At 67.9% G+C, this 14,931-nt stretch carries 15 protein-coding genes and 1 tRNA gene; 7 read left to right on the forward strand and 9 right to left on the reverse strand.

Annotated elements, in window-relative coordinates:
- Positions 1 to 2,196 carry a 3'-5' exonuclease gene (locus C2868_RS08550; RefSeq protein ID WP_103663164.1) on the forward strand — a complete coding sequence of 732 codons (2,196 nt, stop codon included), beginning with the start codon at positions 1 to 3 and terminating at the stop codon, positions 2,194 to 2,196.
- 3 nt (positions 2,197 to 2,199) lie between these two features.
- On the opposite strand, the gene C2868_RS08555 is transcribed toward C2868_RS08550, so the two are convergent.
- Positions 2,200 to 2,496: a hypothetical protein gene (locus C2868_RS08555; protein WP_103663165.1), complete on the reverse strand. Its 297-nt coding sequence runs from the start codon at positions 2,494 to 2,496 to the stop codon at positions 2,200 to 2,202.
- A gap of 4 nt (positions 2,497 to 2,500) precedes the next feature.
- Positions 2,501 to 2,962 (reverse strand): very short patch repair endonuclease, encoded by a 462-nt coding sequence (locus C2868_RS08560; RefSeq protein WP_103663166.1) that lies wholly within the window; start codon positions 2,960 to 2,962, stop codon positions 2,501 to 2,503.
- A 38-nt stretch (positions 2,963 to 3,000) separates the two neighbouring features.
- On the opposite strand from C2868_RS08560, the gene C2868_RS08565 reads away from it, so the two are divergent.
- On the forward strand, positions 3,001 to 4,116 hold the full coding sequence (locus C2868_RS08565) for a DNA cytosine methyltransferase (RefSeq protein ID WP_103663167.1): 1,116 nt from the start codon (positions 3,001 to 3,003) through the stop codon (positions 4,114 to 4,116).
- Between the two features lie 59 nt (positions 4,117 to 4,175).
- Positions 4,176 to 4,697 carry a DUF6994 family protein gene (locus C2868_RS08570; RefSeq protein WP_103663168.1) on the forward strand — a complete coding sequence of 174 codons (522 nt, stop codon included), beginning with the start codon at positions 4,176 to 4,178 and terminating at the stop codon, positions 4,695 to 4,697.
- A gap of 15 nt (positions 4,698 to 4,712) precedes the next feature.
- Here C2868_RS08570 and C2868_RS08575 read toward each other — a convergent pair whose 3' ends face one another.
- A complete protein-coding gene (locus C2868_RS08575) occupies positions 4,713 to 5,954 on the reverse strand; it encodes an IS256 family transposase (RefSeq protein WP_100809640.1) in 1,242 nt (413 codons plus the stop codon).
- 24 nt (positions 5,955 to 5,978) lie between these two features.
- Between C2868_RS08575 and C2868_RS08580 the strand changes: the two genes are divergently transcribed.
- A complete protein-coding gene (locus tag C2868_RS08580; protein ID WP_103663169.1) occupies positions 5,979 to 6,362 on the forward strand; it encodes a DUF6994 family protein in 384 nt (127 codons plus the stop codon).
- A 243-nt stretch (positions 6,363 to 6,605) separates the two neighbouring features.
- On the opposite strand, the gene C2868_RS08585 is transcribed toward C2868_RS08580, so the two are convergent.
- A tRNA-Glu gene (locus C2868_RS08585) sits at positions 6,606 to 6,678 on the reverse strand.
- Positions 6,679 to 6,786: 108 nt separating this feature from the next.
- On the opposite strand from C2868_RS08585, the gene C2868_RS08590 reads away from it, so the two are divergent.
- The 3 genes from C2868_RS08590 (at position 6,787) to C2868_RS08600 (ending at position 8,619) form a co-directional block, all read left to right on the forward strand.
- Entirely contained in the window at positions 6,787 to 7,425 is a 639-nt protein-coding gene (locus C2868_RS08590; protein WP_103663170.1) for an MBL fold metallo-hydrolase, read from the forward strand.
- 9 nt (positions 7,426 to 7,434) lie between these two features.
- Complete coding sequence (locus tag C2868_RS08595) at positions 7,435 to 7,848, forward strand: hypothetical protein (protein ID WP_103663171.1); 414 nt, start codon at positions 7,435 to 7,437, stop codon at positions 7,846 to 7,848.
- 117 nt (positions 7,849 to 7,965) lie between these two features.
- On the forward strand, positions 7,966 to 8,619 hold the full coding sequence (locus C2868_RS08600; protein ID WP_181003405.1) for a TMEM175 family protein: 654 nt from the start codon (positions 7,966 to 7,968) through the stop codon (positions 8,617 to 8,619).
- Positions 8,620 to 8,696: 77 nt separating this feature from the next.
- Here the strand turns inward: C2868_RS08600 and C2868_RS08605 are convergent, their stop codons facing one another.
- The 5 genes from C2868_RS08605 to C2868_RS08625 all read right to left on the reverse strand — a co-directional run bounded on the left by C2868_RS08605 (position 8,697) and on the right by C2868_RS08625 (position 14,846).
- On the reverse strand, positions 8,697 to 10,805 hold the full coding sequence (locus C2868_RS08605) for a fructose-specific PTS transporter subunit EIIC (RefSeq protein WP_258034423.1): 2,109 nt from the start codon (positions 10,803 to 10,805) through the stop codon (positions 8,697 to 8,699).
- 92 nt (positions 10,806 to 10,897) lie between these two features.
- Positions 10,898 to 11,857 (reverse strand): 1-phosphofructokinase family hexose kinase, encoded by a 960-nt coding sequence (locus tag C2868_RS08610; RefSeq protein WP_100811293.1) that lies wholly within the window; start codon positions 11,855 to 11,857, stop codon positions 10,898 to 10,900.
- Positions 11,854 to 12,639, reverse strand: a complete 786-nt coding sequence (locus tag C2868_RS08615; protein WP_100810542.1) for a DeoR/GlpR family DNA-binding transcription regulator — start codon at positions 12,637 to 12,639, stop codon at positions 11,854 to 11,856. The genes C2868_RS08610 and C2868_RS08615 overlap by 4 nt, the downstream gene beginning before the upstream one ends.
- A 231-nt stretch (positions 12,640 to 12,870) precedes the next feature.
- Positions 12,871 to 13,542 carry a response regulator transcription factor gene (locus tag C2868_RS08620; RefSeq protein ID WP_100811292.1) on the reverse strand — a complete coding sequence of 224 codons (672 nt, stop codon included), beginning with the start codon at positions 13,540 to 13,542 and terminating at the stop codon, positions 12,871 to 12,873.
- 32 nt (positions 13,543 to 13,574) lie between these two features.
- Positions 13,575 to 14,846 (reverse strand): histidine kinase, encoded by a 1,272-nt coding sequence (locus tag C2868_RS08625; RefSeq protein WP_100810541.1) that lies wholly within the window; start codon positions 14,844 to 14,846, stop codon positions 13,575 to 13,577.
- Positions 14,847 to 14,931 lie beyond the last annotated feature (85 nt).

A 14,931-nucleotide genomic window follows, 5' to 3' on the forward strand; every position in this document is an offset into this window, starting at 1 on the left:
ATGCCGTTGATCACGATCGCTGCGAAGAAGCAGCCGAAGCACGGGAACGACGTGAAGGCGAAGATCCAGACCTTCCTGGAGAAGCTCGGCGAGAGCGACGCCACACCCGGTCTCCACATCGAGCCGATCAACGGATCCGTCGATTCGCGCGCGCGCACGGGACGCGTCGACATCCACCTTCGGGCGGTGTTGTTCCGGATCGATCCCCCGCAGGGTGACACCCATTACATCTACGCCGGCACGTGGAACCACGACGAGGGCACCGAGAAGGCCAAGAACCTCGCCCTCCACGTCAACCCGGTCAACGGTGTGCTCGAGTTGCGCGAAGCCATCGCGGCGCATGAACCGGACGTGTCTGCTCCCGCCGCCGAATCCACTCCGCCGGTCGCCTCGGCGTCGAAGCCGCTGTTCATCGAACTCGGATACTTCGTCACCGACCTCACCGAGCAGTTCGGATTTCCCCAGGAACTCGCCGACGCGGCGTTCGAGCTGACCGACGAAGACGCCGTGCTCGCCTTTGCGGAGCAACTCGACACCCCCTGGCAGCAGGAAGTCCTGCTGTCGATGGCCGCGCGGGAAGCTTTGCACGTCATCAGGGCTGAACTCGGTCTGGACAAACCCGTGGAGATCGCTCCCGACGCCGACGAGGCGACCAAGGTGCTGGCGGCGCTGGAGCATCCGGCCTCCCGGATGCAGTTCACGTACGCCGCCGACAGCGACGAACTGCGCCGGATCATCGAAGACGGTGACTTCGGCGCGTGGCGGGTGTTCCTCCACCCCGAGCAGAGGGAGTACGTCGAGAAGGACTACTCCGGCACATTCCGACTGAGTGGCGGCGCGGGTACCGGCAAGACCGTCGTGCTGCTGCACCGGGCTCGCCGATTGGCGCTGGCGAACGCGGGCGCGCGGGTGATCCTCACGACGTTCACCCGCGCCCTTGCCGAGAATCTGCGGCGGGACCTCGAGCGCCTCGATCCGACGGTTCCGATTGCCGAGAGACTTGGAGACGCCGGGATTCTGGTGCGAGGCGTGGATCAACTCGCGGCCGAGGTGCGCCTCCGTGCGGGAGAGGACTTCGGGGCATCCGCTCTCGCGACGATCGGCTCCACGTGTGAGAGGACCGCCTCGCCGGCTGAGCCCGACTGGTCATCGGCGATCACTCAGTCCGGTGCCGCGTTGCCCATCGCGCTCCAGTCGGCGCCGTTCTTCGATGACGAGTACGCACAGGTCGTGCTGCCGCACGAGATCGTGGATGCCGACGCCTACTTCACGGTGCGGCGTCCAGGCCGCGGGGTTGCCCTCGACCGCGGCAAGCGGGCGTCGGTCTGGGCCGTCGTCGAGCAGATGCGCAAAGACCAGCGGATCGCGAACCAGCTCGCTTACGGCGAGATCGCCGCCATCGGCGCCCACTGGTTGACGACGAGCGGGACCGTCCTCGCTGATCATGTGCTCGTCGACGAGGGCCAGGACCTGGAACCGGCGAAGTGGAAGCTCATGCGCGCGATCGCGCACGAGGGTCCGAACGACCTCTTCATCGCGGATGACAGCCACCAGCGGATCTACGGCCGACCGACGGTGCTCAAGCACTACGGCATCAAGATCCAGGGGCGGTCGCGCCGCCTCACGCTCAACTACCGGACGACGCTCGAGAACCTGCGTTTCGCCCTCGGGGTGCTCGCAGGCGAGGAGTACGAGGACGCCGAGGGCCTCGAGGTCTCCACCGCGGGATACCGGTCGGCGCGGAGCGGCCCGAAGCCGTCGAAGCACGCCGCGAAGTCGGATGCGGAGCAGCTCGACCTCATCGCCGCCGACCTCGCGCGGTGGCAGGAGGAAGGCATCGGAGCCGAGACGATCGCCGTGCTCGCCGCATCCAACACCGCCGCCAAGAAGGTGCAGCAGGGTCTTTCACAGCGAGGTGTCTCGGTCGCGCTGATCACCCAACCGCGGGTCACCGGTGGCCAGTCCGTGGCGATGACGATGCACACCGCAAAGGGACTGGAATTCTCGCGGGTGGTGCTCTTCGATGTCTCAGACGGTTCGTTCCCGCCTCCGTGGGCGTACAAGGGGGTGCCGGAAGGTGACAAACCCGATAAGGACAGACAGTTCCGCTCGCTGCTGTATGTCGCCGCCAGCCGTGCGCGAGACGAGCTCGTCGTGACTTGGAAGGGTGCGCCGAGCGCTCTGCTGTTGAGCTGAGCGTCAGCGACGCGCAACGGCTTCTGCCGCGGCATCTGTATCGGTCTTTCGACCCAGCTCACTCAACACCCACGGCGCGTCACGACGCTTCTGCACCGATACGAGGTAGCCGTTGTCGCGCAGGTGCTGGGCCGCCCAGCGGATGTCGTACTGCCAGGTGTAGAACAGATCGCCGGAAGGCGTGAGCTCGTCTCCATGATCGCGCCAGACGACCTTGCAGACCTCGACGATCTTGCCTTCGCCACCGAGCTCGCGGAGTGCGTCGAGCACCCAGCCTTTGAGAGAAGATCTGTCAGCCATGGAGTCAGGCTATCGACCGGCGCACAGCTGCGGCGATCGTGGCAGCCACGAGTGCAGGATCAGCACGCACCTGGTGCTCCCAGAAGCGGAGCGGCGTCCACCCGGCGGCCATGAGAGCCGCATCCGTCTCGGCGTCCCGCTCCCGGTTGCGCTCTCGCTTGGCCAGCCAGAAGTCGCCGTTGCGTACGGGGGCTTGATAGTGCTCCGGACAACCGTGCCAGAAACATCCGTCGATGAAGGCCGCGATGCGCGCTCGGGTGAACACGATGTCTGCAGTTCGACGTAGATTCGGCACCGGACCCACCGAAACCCGATAGCGGAGGCCCATCGCATGAAGACGACGCCGAACCGCAAGTTCCGGCGTCGTGTCGCGGCCACGATTGGCCTGCATCGACGCCCGCGAACCAGGCGTGCTCGCCCAGGATTCAGTCCGGGAACGGCCCGCCTTCGAATCGCTGTCCGGCATCCGCTGATCCTCCTCCTCTCCAGAGTAGGTTTGATCCGATGACTACGCAGGCGCTGGCGCACGTCGATAATCCGACGTCGACCTCACCTGCGACCCGCTCCATCTCGGTACTCGATCTCTTCGCTGGCGCCGGCGGCCTGACGGCGGGATTCCACTCGGCATCGGCGCGTTATCGGGTCAACCGCGCGGTGGAACTCGATGTCTCCGCCGCTGCGACATTCGCTGCGACGTTCGGATCCGACCTCGTATACCGAGGCGGGATCGAGACATGGCTGAAAGAAGAAGACACACCTGCGGTGGACGTGGTCGTGGGTGGGCCACCGTGCCAAGGCTTCTCGATGCTCGGCAAGCGCGACGCTGGGGATCGCCGAAACTATCTGTGGCAGGAATACGCAGCCACGATCCTTCGCGCGCAGCCCAAGTACTTCGTCGTCGAAAACGTGGCGGCTTTCGCGAAATCGCAGCAGTTCCGCGATTTCAGTGAGTCAACCCAGCCCGACGGGCTACTGCGCGACTACACCTTCGAGTGGGACATCCTCAACGCGGCGGACTACGGTGCTTTCCAGGCGCGTAAGAGAGCCATACTCATCGGACGCCACCGCGACCTCCCTGCAGTCGGTATGCCGGATCCGACGCATATCGGCAGGCATCGTACGGTCGCGGAGGCCTTTAAGAACATCCCCCGGGAAGTCTCTGGGACGCGTTTGGACTCCCGAACGAAGTCGTACTTCGGTCTCGAGCTACCTGGCGCCTTCCGGCCGTTCGAGCTTCACATCGGCAGGGACTATTCGGACGTCTCGATGAGGAGATTCCGCGCGATCCCCGTCGGCGGAAACCGATTTGACCTTCCCGACGAGCTACTCGCCCCATGCTGGCGGGGGCACACAAGCGGTTCCGGCGATGTGATGGGTCGGCTCCATTGGCACAAGCCCTCGGTGACGATCAGGACCGAGTTCTTCAAGCCGGAAAAGGGGCGCTATCTGCACCCGATCGAAGATCGCGCAATCACGCACTACGAGGCCGCTGTTCTTCAGGGTTTCCCCTCCACGCATCGCTTTGTCGGCACGAAGACAGCGATCGCGCGTCAAATCGGGAATGCTGTGCCGATCCCCCTCGGGGCGGCGATCGCGCGGCGACTCGAGCCGTTCCTCTGATCCGCATCACAGCGTCACATCCTCGGATTCCTGGGCGCGTCCCGCGCTACCCTGCAGGGATGATCGAAGCCCGGCTTGATGTCTCGACCGACTTCCAATCCGACTCGGGTGGTCGAGACCCGGACCTCTACAGTCCCCTGTTGCAGAGCTACCACCGTCGACTGTGGAGCAAACCGCTTCCCGACGGTCAACTTCTGGATCTGGTGCCGGAGAAGGTCGGCGCCGTCCACGTGCTTCGCTACCAAACAACGCTCCAAGACTTCGTACTCTCGAGCGACACTCTCGCGAACTCGAACCGAGGCTCCCTGCCTGCCTTTTACAGCGCAATGGGCGCCGAATCGAACTCCAACTGGCATCGCCAAGGGGGCACGATCGGCGGCCGACTCGTGTTCCCGCGCAATCGAATCGATCGGCGACAGACCATCAACCAGGCTCGCGGCACACATCCGCTCATCCGCGATCGGTTCGATCTGACACTCGAAGCGATTCGTCGCCACTACGCGAAAGAGACAAGCCCCCTGAGCGAGACACTGGACCGATACGGTCAAGTCCTGGGACGTGGTGTATCGGTGATCGTGTGATCCCTCGTGTCGAGGTCAGGCTGTGAGGGCCCGAAGGTCGGGTTCGATCACCTCCTCTGTGGTGGGTTCGCCGACGCGGCGTGCGGCGGCGAGGGCGTCGAGGCCGAGGTAGCGGCGTTGCTCGGCCCACTCGTCGTGTTGCTCGGCGAGGACGGCGCCGACGAGCCGGATGATCGCGTCGCGGTTCGGGAAGATGCCCACGACGTCGGTGCGGCGGCGGATCTCCCGGTTGAGGCGTTCGTTCGGATTGTTGGACCAGATCTGCCGCCAGATGCTCTTCGGGAACGCGGTGAACGCGAGGATCTCCTCACGTGCGGCCTCGAGGTGCTCGAACGACCTGGGGAGCTTGTGCTCGAGCGCGTCCAGGACGCGGTCGAACTGGGCGTGCACGGACTCCGCGTCGGGCTGGTCGAAAACCGTGCCCAGCAGGGTCTTCACCCATGGCCACGAGGACTTTGGGGTCACGCTCATCAGGTTCGCCGCGTAGTGGGTTCTGCACCTCTGCCAGGACCCGCCGACGGTCGCGCCGATCGCTGCGACCAGACCTGCGTGTGCGTCGGACGTGACGAGCTTCACGCCGGTCAGGCCTCTCGCGACGAGGTCGCGCCAGAACGTCAGCCAGCCGGCGCCGTCTTCGGTCGAGTTGACTTGCAGACCGAGGATCTCGCGGTAGCCGTCGGCGTTCACGCCGGTCGCGACCAGCACCGCGACCTTCACGACCCGGCCGCCCTCGCGGACCTTCATGGTGAGCGCGTCGGCGGCGACGAACGAGTACGGGCCGGCGTCCAACGGCCGGGTGCGGAACGCGGTCACCTGCTCGTCAAGGTCGCGCGCCATCTCCGACACCTGCGACTTCGACAGCCCGGTGATCCCGAGGGTCTTCACCAGGTCATCCATCCGACGGGTGGACACGCCGAGGAGGTAGCTGGTCGCGACCACGGTGGTCAGTGCGGCCTCCGCGCGGCGGCGGCGTTCCAGCAGCCACTCCGGGAAGTAGGTGCCCTGCCGGAGCTTGGGGATCTTCACGTCGATGGTCCCGGCGCGGGTGTCGAAGTCGCGGTGGCGGTAACCGTTGCGACGGTTCACCCTGTCGTCGCTGATCGTGCCGTAAGCGGCGCCGCAGATCTGGTCCGCGTCCGCGGATAGCAGCTGGTTGATGAACGTGCCGAGCATCTCCCGCAGCAGATCGGGAGACGCCTGCGCGAGGTGGTCTTCGAGGAAGCGGGCAGGGTCGATATCGTGGGGTGAGACGGTCATCGTCGGGGTCCTTTCGAGATGGATGTGAAGAGTTCTCTCGAAGGATCACGCGGTGACCGTCGCTACGTCCGCAGCGACACGGTCACCCGATCCGTACACCACCTTGCCGGACGCCACCACCGATACAGCAGCTTCTTCGCTCTGTTCGGTGAATTCTCTGGCTACGTCGAGTTCTTCTTGCTTCAGGATCTCGTAGACGAGAAGGGAGCGGTGAAGTTCTACTTGCCATTCAGTGGATACGCGGGGCCTGCCCTCCCCGACTCGCTCGTGGCGTACCAGCTGTTCCGGAGTCGTCAGCTCGACTTCGTCGCCGCACGCAATGAGCGAATGCTTCTCGCTGTGGGCGACCAGAATGTCGACGGGCGGTCGTTAGGGCCGGAGGAGTCTACGAGTCCCGATCGCCGATAGTTCGCACCGCTTCGTCGTGACGCATCGGACTTGATGCGTTACGGAGTGACGCGGAGCGCTCATCGAGCGCCCCGCTAGGACTCGGAGGGCCGGGCGGGATTCGCCCCCACCGCTCCTCCACACGCCGCGTCGCGGCGCGCGGAGCCTCCGCGGCGTGGGCCCACCCGCGGGTGACGGGACCTCGTCCTGCAGGTACCGCAAACAACAAAAATCCCCCGGCAAGCCGAGGGATTTTATTGTTTGTGACCCCAGCGGGATTCGAACCCGCGTTACCGCCGTGAGAGGGCGGCGTACTAGGCCGCTATACGATGGGGCCTCACAAGACAACCGTACAAGTATGCCACGGCAGAACGAGGGCGACAAATCACGCGCGCGCCGGAGCACGACGCTTGCCCGGGGACATCCGGAACGGTTGACTTCAGGAATGAGACTGACCAAGAACGAACACGCCGCCCTCCTCCTCGAAGAAGCCGGGCGCTCGCTCGTCATCGACCCGGGGTCGCTCAGCACCCCCTTCCCCGACCTCACCGGCGTCGTCGCCGTCGTCCTCACCCACGAGCACGCCGACCACTGGACACCCGAACAACTCGACCGCATCCGCAAAGCCTCCCCCGGCGTCCCCATCTACGGACCCGAAGGCGTCGCGGCCGCCGCACCCGACTACGACATCACCGTCATCGGCCCCGGAGACACCGTCGTGATCGAACCCTTCACCCTCCGCTTCTTCGGCGGCGCACACGAGATCATCCACAGCTCCATCCCCCAGATCCAGAACGTCGGTGTGCTCGTCAACGACGCCCTCTACTACCCGGGCGACTCCTACGCCGTCCCCGAGGGCGTCGCCGTCAAGGTGCTCGCCGCACCCCTCGGCGCACCCTGGCTCAAGATCGGCGACGCCATGGACTTCGTCCTCGCCGTGGCGCCCCACCGCGCCTTCGGCACCCACGACATGACACTCTCGGTCGTCGGACGCGATATGCACCGCGCCCGTCTGCAGTGGGCCACCGCCCAGGGCGGCGGCGAATTCCTGCTACTCGACCCGGGCGAATCCATCGACATCTAGGAGAACCGGATGCCTCGCCACGCACGCATACGACGAGTCGGTCTCGCAGCGGCCGGCCTCGCGGTCGCGGCACTCGCGCTGAGCGCATGCGCCGAATCAGAGCCGGACCACGGGGGCGTACGCGGCGAGCCGACCCTCACCGGCCAGGCCCTGGTCGTCACCGGCATCGACGAGACCCCCGACCCCCTCGGCCCCGAAGTGCGGGCCTGGGCCACCGACGGCTACCTGGTCGTGACCACGCTCGGCTCCAGCAGCTGCCCGAACATCCCCGAAATCGACGAGATCACCGACGACACAGTGTCGCTCTCGATCTCGAGCGACACCGAAGGACCCTGCACGGCAGACCTCGGCCCCACCACCTTCGAGCTGCCGGTCGACCAAGACCTGGCCGGCTACACGGTCGACGTCACGTTCGAGAACTGACCCCATCATCCGCGCGACCTCGCATATGGCCCCTACCGGAACCGGATACGAGACGTAAGTGACCTCTCGCGCCCGTGGCGCACGGGTCCGGCGGTCCCGAGCCGCCAGAATATGGGCATGGAGACGCCTACCGCAGCACACACGGCTCGATCACGCGAGCGCGGCGTCGAACGCCTCATCACCTTCACCGACGCCGTCGTCGCAATCGCCATCACCCTGATCGTCCTGCCATTGATCGACACGGCACAGCAATACCGCACCAAGACCGCGGCCGCTTTCTTCCACGACAACGCCCTCAGCCTGCTCGCCGCCGCCCTGAGCTTCGTGCTCATCGCGTCGTTCTGGAAGATGCACCACCGCGTCTACATCGACGTCATCGCCACCACGCCCGCCCTCATCAACGCGAACCTGCTCTGGGTCGCCGCGATCGCCTTCCTGCCGCTGCCGACCGTGATGGTCGTCGAGACCTCCGACACCACCGCGCTCGGCTCCGGGATCTACATCGCCACGATCCTCGCGACCATCGTCGCCATCCGCCTGCAGAAGACGATCATCGTGCGCCGCGGCCTTCGGGGACCGGACGCTCCACCCGTACGCACCTCCTGGACCGACTGGTTGTCGGTGCCGCTCGGGGCGCTCGCGCTGCTCATCGCGATCGTCTTCCCCTCCACGAGCCTGTGGCCCCTTCTCCTGCTCGCGCTCGCCCAACCCCTCAGCGCACTCGTGCACCGCCGCGACCGAGCCCACGGCGACGACGCGCAGACGTCCTAGCGCGACACTCCCCATACGCGAACGGATGGCTCCGCCCGAACGATCTCGGGCGGAGCCATCCGTTCTGCCGTGTCCGATCAGGCCGCGACGGGAACCGCGCCGACCGACGAGACCGAACCGACCGGCTCGCGTTTGCGGACCCACTTCTTCAGACCGACGACCGCGAACCCGGCGACGAGCACACCGGCGACCAGCGCGATCAGGAAGCCCCAGATCGGGTTGATCGCGAAGAACACGAAGATGCCACCGTGCGGGGCGAGCGACGAGACGCCGAACGCCATACTGAGCGCACCCGTGACCGCTCCACCGAGCATCGAGGCGGGGATCACGCGCAGCGGATCGACCGCCGCGAACGGGATCGCGCCCTCGCTGATGAAGGCGGCACCGAGCAGCCACGCGGCCTTGCCGTTCTCGCGCTCGACCTGCGTGAACGAGCGGCGGGCGAGGATCGTGGAGGCCAGAGCCATCGCGAGCGGCGGCACCATGCCGGCACACATGACGGCGCCCATGATGAGGTACGGCGCCGAGTAGATGTCGCTCGTCGACGCGGCCGCGAGACCCGCCGTGGCGAACGTGTACGCGACCTTGTTGACCGGGCCACCCAGGTCGAAGCACATCATGAGTCCGAGGATGATGCCGAGGCCGATCGCCGAAGCACCCGTGAGGCTGTTCAGCCAGTCCGAGAGCCAGATGACGAGCTGGGCGATCGGACGACCGAGAAGCAGCACCATGAGGCCCGAGGCGAAGATCGACCCGAGCAACGGGATGATCACGACGGGCATCAGACCCCGCAGCCAGCGCGGCGCGGGCAGACGACCGATCCACCAGGCGATGAATCCGGCGAGGGCGCCACCGACCATGCCGCCGATGAAGCCGGCACCCATCAGAACGGCCACGGCACCGGCGACGAAACCGGGCGCGATGCCCGGCCGGTCGGCGATCGCGAAGGCGATGAAGCCCGCGAGCACGGGCACGAGGAAGCCCATCGAGGTCGCACCGATCACGAAGGCGACCGAGCCGAGGTACTGACCCAGGCCTCCCTCGGGCAGGTCGACGATCGAGTTCTCGATGATGACGGTCGACGCGAAGGTCGTCACCTCGTACCCCGCGAGCAAGAAGCCGAGGGCGATCAGCAGACCGCCACCCGCGACGAACGGGATCATGTAGCTGACACCCGTGAGCAGCCAGCGCTTGATGCGCGCACCGACCGACTCGTTCGCGGTGCTGGTGCTCGCCGTGGCGGCCGAGCCGTCGGTGTTCGAAGCGGGCACGCGGTCGGCGGTCGGATCGGATGCCGCGGCCACCGCCTCGGCGACGAGCGCGTCGGCGTGGTCGATGCCGCGCTTGACCGTCGTGCGGATGACCGGCTTGCCCGCGAACCGTTGCGGCTCACGAACGTCGACGTCGACCGCGAAGATCACGGCGTCGGCTCCGGCGATGATCGCGGGGTCGAGGGCCTTGTAGCCGCTCGATCCCTGCGGCTCGACGATCACGTCGACGTCGGCCTTCTTGCCCGCTGCGGCGAGGGCATCGGCGGCCATGTAGGTGTGGGCGATGCCCGTGGCACAGGCCGTGACGGCGACGATGCGCGGGCGGGGGCCGTGTTCGGCGGTCACCGGCGCGACAGTGGCGGGCTCGGCGATCGGGGCGGCGTCTTCGGTGCTGGGAGCGACGGCCGGGGCCGGAGCATCCTCCTCGCCGATCGCGACGCGCACGATCGAGACGACCTCTTCGTCCGTCTTCGCCGCGCGGAGCGCCGATGTGAAGTCGTCCTGCATGAGATTGCGCGCGAGCTTCGACAGCACGGCGAGGTGAGCCTCGGCGGCATCCGCGGGTGCGGCGATCAGGAACACGAGGTCGGCGGGTCCGTCATCGGCGCCGAAGTCGACGCCCGGCGTGAGGCGCGCGAACGCGAGCGACGGGATCGTCACGGCCGCCGTCTTGGCGTGCGGGATGGCGATGCCGCCCGGAAGCCCCGTCTCGTCGGTCTGCTCGCGCGCCCAGGCGGCGTCGAACAGCGCGCTCGCGTCGGTCGCGCGGCCCTGCGCGTTGACACGCTCGGCCAGGGCGCGGATGACCGCGGCCTTGTCGAGCCCGAGATCGACGTCGAGGCTGACGAGCTCGGGCGTGATGGTGGGCGGGCCCGCTTGCGGCGTACCCGCTGCGGACATTCCTGCTTCTGACATTGCGTGACCTCCTATGGCCGGTGTTGCGAAAAGTGCTGAAGTACTGCGGTGAAACTGGTGCGAGACGAGCGGGTCCGAATCGGCCTGCGCGATCAGGACTCGACGCGAACGACGTCGACGAGTCCCGTGGGAAGATCCGCGGGCGTCGGCGCTTGCGATCCCGGCAGGGATGCCGCGGCCGCTCCGTACTGAATCGCCCGACGCAACCTTCCGGCCCCATCGAGGCCCGCCAGGTCGCCGAGCACGTACCCGGCAAGCGAGCTGTCGCCCGCACCGACCGTGCTGACCACCGTGATGGGCGGCGGCGTGCCGGCCCAGGCGCCGTCGGCGTCGACCAGCACGGCGCCATCGCCGCCGAGAGTGACGAGGGCCGAGCCGACCCGTTCCGGGACGAAAGAACTCGCCAGCGCGACGACCCTGTGGATCAGATCGGATGCCCCGGCCGTCGTGTCGAGCTCCACGGCGGCGAGCTCGGCGAGTTCGTCCTCGTTCGGCTTGATCAGGTCCGGCCGTCCCCGCTCGACGACAGCACTCAGGGCCGCACCGGACGTGTCGACCGCGACGCGGGGCGCGCCCGCACCCCAGCGCTCGCGAACGGCGTCGATCACGTCGACGTAGAAGTCATCGTCCACACCCGGGGGCAGCGAACCCGCGAGCACGAGCCAGTCGGCCCCCTCGCACGCCTCGACGACGGACCGGATCATCTGCGCCGACTCGGCAGGCGAGAGCACTGCACCCGGCAGGTTGATCTTGGTCGTGACGCCGGCCGGGTCGGTCAGGGTCAGGTTGACCCGCACATGACCGCCGATGGGCACGACAGAAGCCGAGGCCCCGGATGCCGCCAGGATCGCCGCGTACGGATCGTCGGACGCGAGCGGCAGGACCGCGAGCACATCCTGACCCGCCGCCGAGATCGCCCGGGCGACATTGATGCCCTTGCCGCCGGCATCCTCGCGTCCCGGCGCACCGGACTGGACGTCACCCGGTCGCAGCGGGGCGTCGAGCGCTATCGAGCGGTCGAGCGCGGGATGCGCGGTCAGCGTGACGATCACGGCAGCCACACCTCCGCGCCCGCAACCGCGAGGGCATCGGCGAGATCTTCGGGGAGCGGAGCATCCGTCACCACGACGTCGATGTCTTCGAGCCGGGCGAAACGAACGAGGTACTCCTCGCCCGCCTTGCTCGAGTCGGCGAGCACGATGACCCTGCGGGCCGAGGCCACGATCGCCTGCTTGACGGCGGCCTCTTCGGGGTCGGGGGTGCTGAGCCCGAAGGGAGCGGCGATGCCGTTCGTGCCGATGATGGCCACGTCCGGACGCAGGGCCTCGATCGACCGCACCGTCGACGATCCGACCGCCGCAGCCGTGAGGCCCCGGACCCGCCCGCCGATCACCGACAGCGCCAGGTCGCCGCGGGCCCCGAGCTCGGCCGCGATGGGAACGGAGTGGGTGACGATCTCGGCCGTCGCCCCGACCGTCCGCAGGTGGTCACCGAGTGCGCGGGCGAAAGCCGCGGTGGTCGTGCCTGCGTCGACAAACACGGAACCGCGAAAGCCGGTCGGGATCACGGCGAGCGCGCGGGTGGCGATGTCGGTCTTCTCGACGCCGCGCTGCAGGCCGCGTTCGGCGACGGCGGTCTCGACCGTGCTCGTGCGATCCAAGGCCACCGCTCCCCCGTGTACACGGCGCAGGGCTCCGGCGCGTTCGAGGGCATCGAGGTCACGCCGCACCGTCTCGGTGGTGACGTCGAAGGTACGGGCGAGTTCGACGACGGACACGCGTCCCCGGGAGGTGAGTTGGCGCTCGATCGCGATCTGGCGCTCCGTTGCGTACATGCGAGTCGACCCCCGTTGGTTCGGTCACGGCATTTCGAGAAGCTGCGTTCGTGTGAGCTGCGGTCGTCTGCCCGCAACGTTTCCCACACAATACAACTCAAAACAACACAAAACAAGAGGGCGCGAGCCCAGCGACGGCGAAAGACCCCCTCACGCAACGAGAAACCCCGTGTCGAGGGGTATTTCGTCGCGCCGGGGGGGGGTGTGGGGCGTTCGCGAAGCGGGCCCGGATCACGAACCGGGCGTCAACAGCCCGCTCTCGTACGCCGCGATCACGAGCTGTGCCCGGTCGTGGGCGTACAGCTTCGTCATGATGCGGTTGACGTGGGTCTTCGCGGTGTGCGGTGAGATGAACAGGTCCTCGGCGATGTCCTGGTTCGAGCGTCCCCGAGCCACGAGCAGCAGCACCTCGCGTTCGCGCTCGGTCAGATGCTCGAACTCGGGCGGCACGGCACCGGGCTCGCCGGACGCAGACGCGGGCAGGACGTACCGGGTGATCAACGCGCGCGTCGCGGTCGGCGACAGCAGGGCATCCCCGGCGTGCACGGCACGAACGGCCCGCACGATCTCTTCGGGCTCTGCGCCCTTGCCGATGAAGCCGCTCGCCCCGGCCCGCAGCGCCGCGACGAGGTACTCGTCCTCCTCGAACGTGGTCAGAATCAGCACGCGTGTCTCGGCGAGCGCCGGGTCGGCGCAGATCTCGGCCGTCGCCGCGATACCGTCGACCACCGGCATCCGAATGTCCATCAGCACGACGTCCGGGCGCAGCTCACCGGCGATCCGCGTCGCGACGGAGCCATCGGATGCCTCGCCCACGACCGTGATGTCGGGCTCGTTCTCGAGCAGGTCGCGCACGGCGGAGCGGATGAGGGACTGGTCGTCGACGATCAGCACGGACGTCATCGCCCGCCCCGTGCCATCCGGTGTCTCGATCGTCATGTGTGCCCCTCGGTCGTCGCGCGCGGTTCTTCCGTGGAACGCAGGTCGCTCCCCGGGGGCAGGTCGCTCCCCAGGGGCAGGTCGCTCCCCAGGGGCAGCGTCGCCGCGAGCCGGTACCCGCCGGGTGTCGAACCCGCCTGCACCGTGCCCCGCACCGCCGTGACGCGCTCGCGCAGGCCGGTGAGCCCGTGCCCCGCTCGTCGGTCGGCGTCGGCGGTGGGCTCGTCGCCCCGAACCGGGTTCGTCACGACCACCCGCAGCGCGTCGGGCCCCACCTCGAACAGGACGTGCGCGCGATGCAGGGCCCCGTGCTTGTGCGCGTTGGTGAGTCCCTCTTGCACCACGCGATACGCGATCCTCTGGATCGGCATGGGCACGGCGGCCAGATCGCCCTCGCGGCGCACGCCGACCTCGAGACCCGTCTCCTGGAAACGCGCGATCAGGTCGTCCAGCTGCTCGAGCCCCGGCTGCGGGGGACGGACGGATGCCTCGTTCCCATCGCCCTCGACGCTCCGCAGCATCTCGAGCAGATCACCGATCTCGGCCAGGACCGCCCGTGAGGCCCGGCGGATGCTCGCCAGCGCCTCGCGCGTCTTCTCGGGACGCGTCTCGAGCGACGTCGAGGCCACGCCCGCGTTCAGGCTGATGACCGAGATCTGATGCGCGACCGCGTCGTGCAGGTCACGGGCGATGCGCAGCCGCTCTTCCGTGACCTGGCGCAGCGCCTCGGACTCGCGCGTCTGCTCCGCGCGCAGCGCGCGCTCCGTCATCTCGCGGATGTACTCGCGCCGCGACCGGGTCGCGTCCCCCGCCGCCGCGGCGAACCCCAGCACGAAGGCGAACTGGAACGTGCGCGGGTCGAATACGTTGCCGATCGCGGCGAGCATGCTGAGCGAGAGGATGGCCGGAACGGCCACCGCCGTCACGATGAGCGTGCGGCGCCGGGTCGAGCGGGTCGCGACGCCGAACATCGCGATCGCCGCCGCCAACACAACACCGGGCGCGATCGTGCCGAGCAACGCGGCGACGCCGTAGCACGCCAGGCAGGCCGCGAGGATGGACAGCGGCCAGCGACGCCGGAGCGGCAGCAGCACGGCGGGCAGCAGCGCCACGACCAGCACGAGCGGGCTGTCGGCGCGGAACTCGTGCGCCGGGAAGGGCATGAAGGCTCCCGCCACGACGAACAGGGCCGCAATGACGTCGCCGACCCACACGGGCGGGCGGCGACGCGGGATCGCCCACGCCCCGTCATCCCCGATGCGACTCATCAGACCAGTGTGGCGTGCCGGGTCGCCGCGCGCGTCGTACCCACGCGGCACCGCACGTACCGCGAGGGCGCAGGACGCATACCGC

The sequence above is a fragment of the Microbacterium sp. CJ77 genome, from assembly GCF_002911615.1.
Taxonomy (GTDB): domain Bacteria; phylum Actinomycetota; class Actinomycetes; order Actinomycetales; family Microbacteriaceae; genus Microbacterium.

Bases quoted from the DNA above. Each gene is read 5' to 3' on its own strand.
- C2868_RS08550 (WP_103663164.1), top strand. From the start codon at position 1: ATGCCGTTGATCACGATCGCTGCGAAGAAGCAGCCGAAGCACGGGAAC.
- C2868_RS08555 (WP_103663165.1), bottom strand. From the start codon at position 2,496: ATGGCTGACAGATCTTCTCTCAAAGGCTGGGTGCTCGACGCACTCCGC.
- C2868_RS08560 (WP_103663166.1), bottom strand. From the start codon at position 2,962: ATGCCGGACAGCGATTCGAAGGCGGGCCGTTCCCGGACTGAATCCTGG.
- C2868_RS08565 (WP_103663167.1), top strand. From the start codon at position 3,001: ATGACTACGCAGGCGCTGGCGCACGTCGATAATCCGACGTCGACCTCA.
- C2868_RS08570 (WP_103663168.1), top strand. From the start codon at position 4,176: ATGATCGAAGCCCGGCTTGATGTCTCGACCGACTTCCAATCCGACTCG.
- C2868_RS08575 (WP_100809640.1), bottom strand. From the start codon at position 5,954: ATGACCGTCTCACCCCACGATATCGACCCTGCCCGCTTCCTCGAAGAC.
- C2868_RS08590 (WP_103663170.1), top strand. From the start codon at position 6,787: ATGAGACTGACCAAGAACGAACACGCCGCCCTCCTCCTCGAAGAAGCC.
- C2868_RS08595 (WP_103663171.1), top strand. From the start codon at position 7,435: ATGCCTCGCCACGCACGCATACGACGAGTCGGTCTCGCAGCGGCCGGC.
- C2868_RS08600 (WP_181003405.1), top strand. From the start codon at position 7,966: ATGGAGACGCCTACCGCAGCACACACGGCTCGATCACGCGAGCGCGGC.
- C2868_RS08605 (WP_258034423.1), bottom strand. From the start codon at position 10,805: ATGTCAGAAGCAGGAATGTCCGCAGCGGGTACGCCGCAAGCGGGCCCG.
- C2868_RS08615 (WP_100810542.1), bottom strand. From the start codon at position 12,639: ATGTACGCAACGGAGCGCCAGATCGCGATCGAGCGCCAACTCACCTCC.
- C2868_RS08620 (WP_100811292.1), bottom strand. From the start codon at position 13,542: ATGACGTCCGTGCTGATCGTCGACGACCAGTCCCTCATCCGCTCCGCC.
- C2868_RS08625 (WP_100810541.1), bottom strand. From the start codon at position 14,846: ATGAGTCGCATCGGGGATGACGGGGCGTGGGCGATCCCGCGTCGCCGC.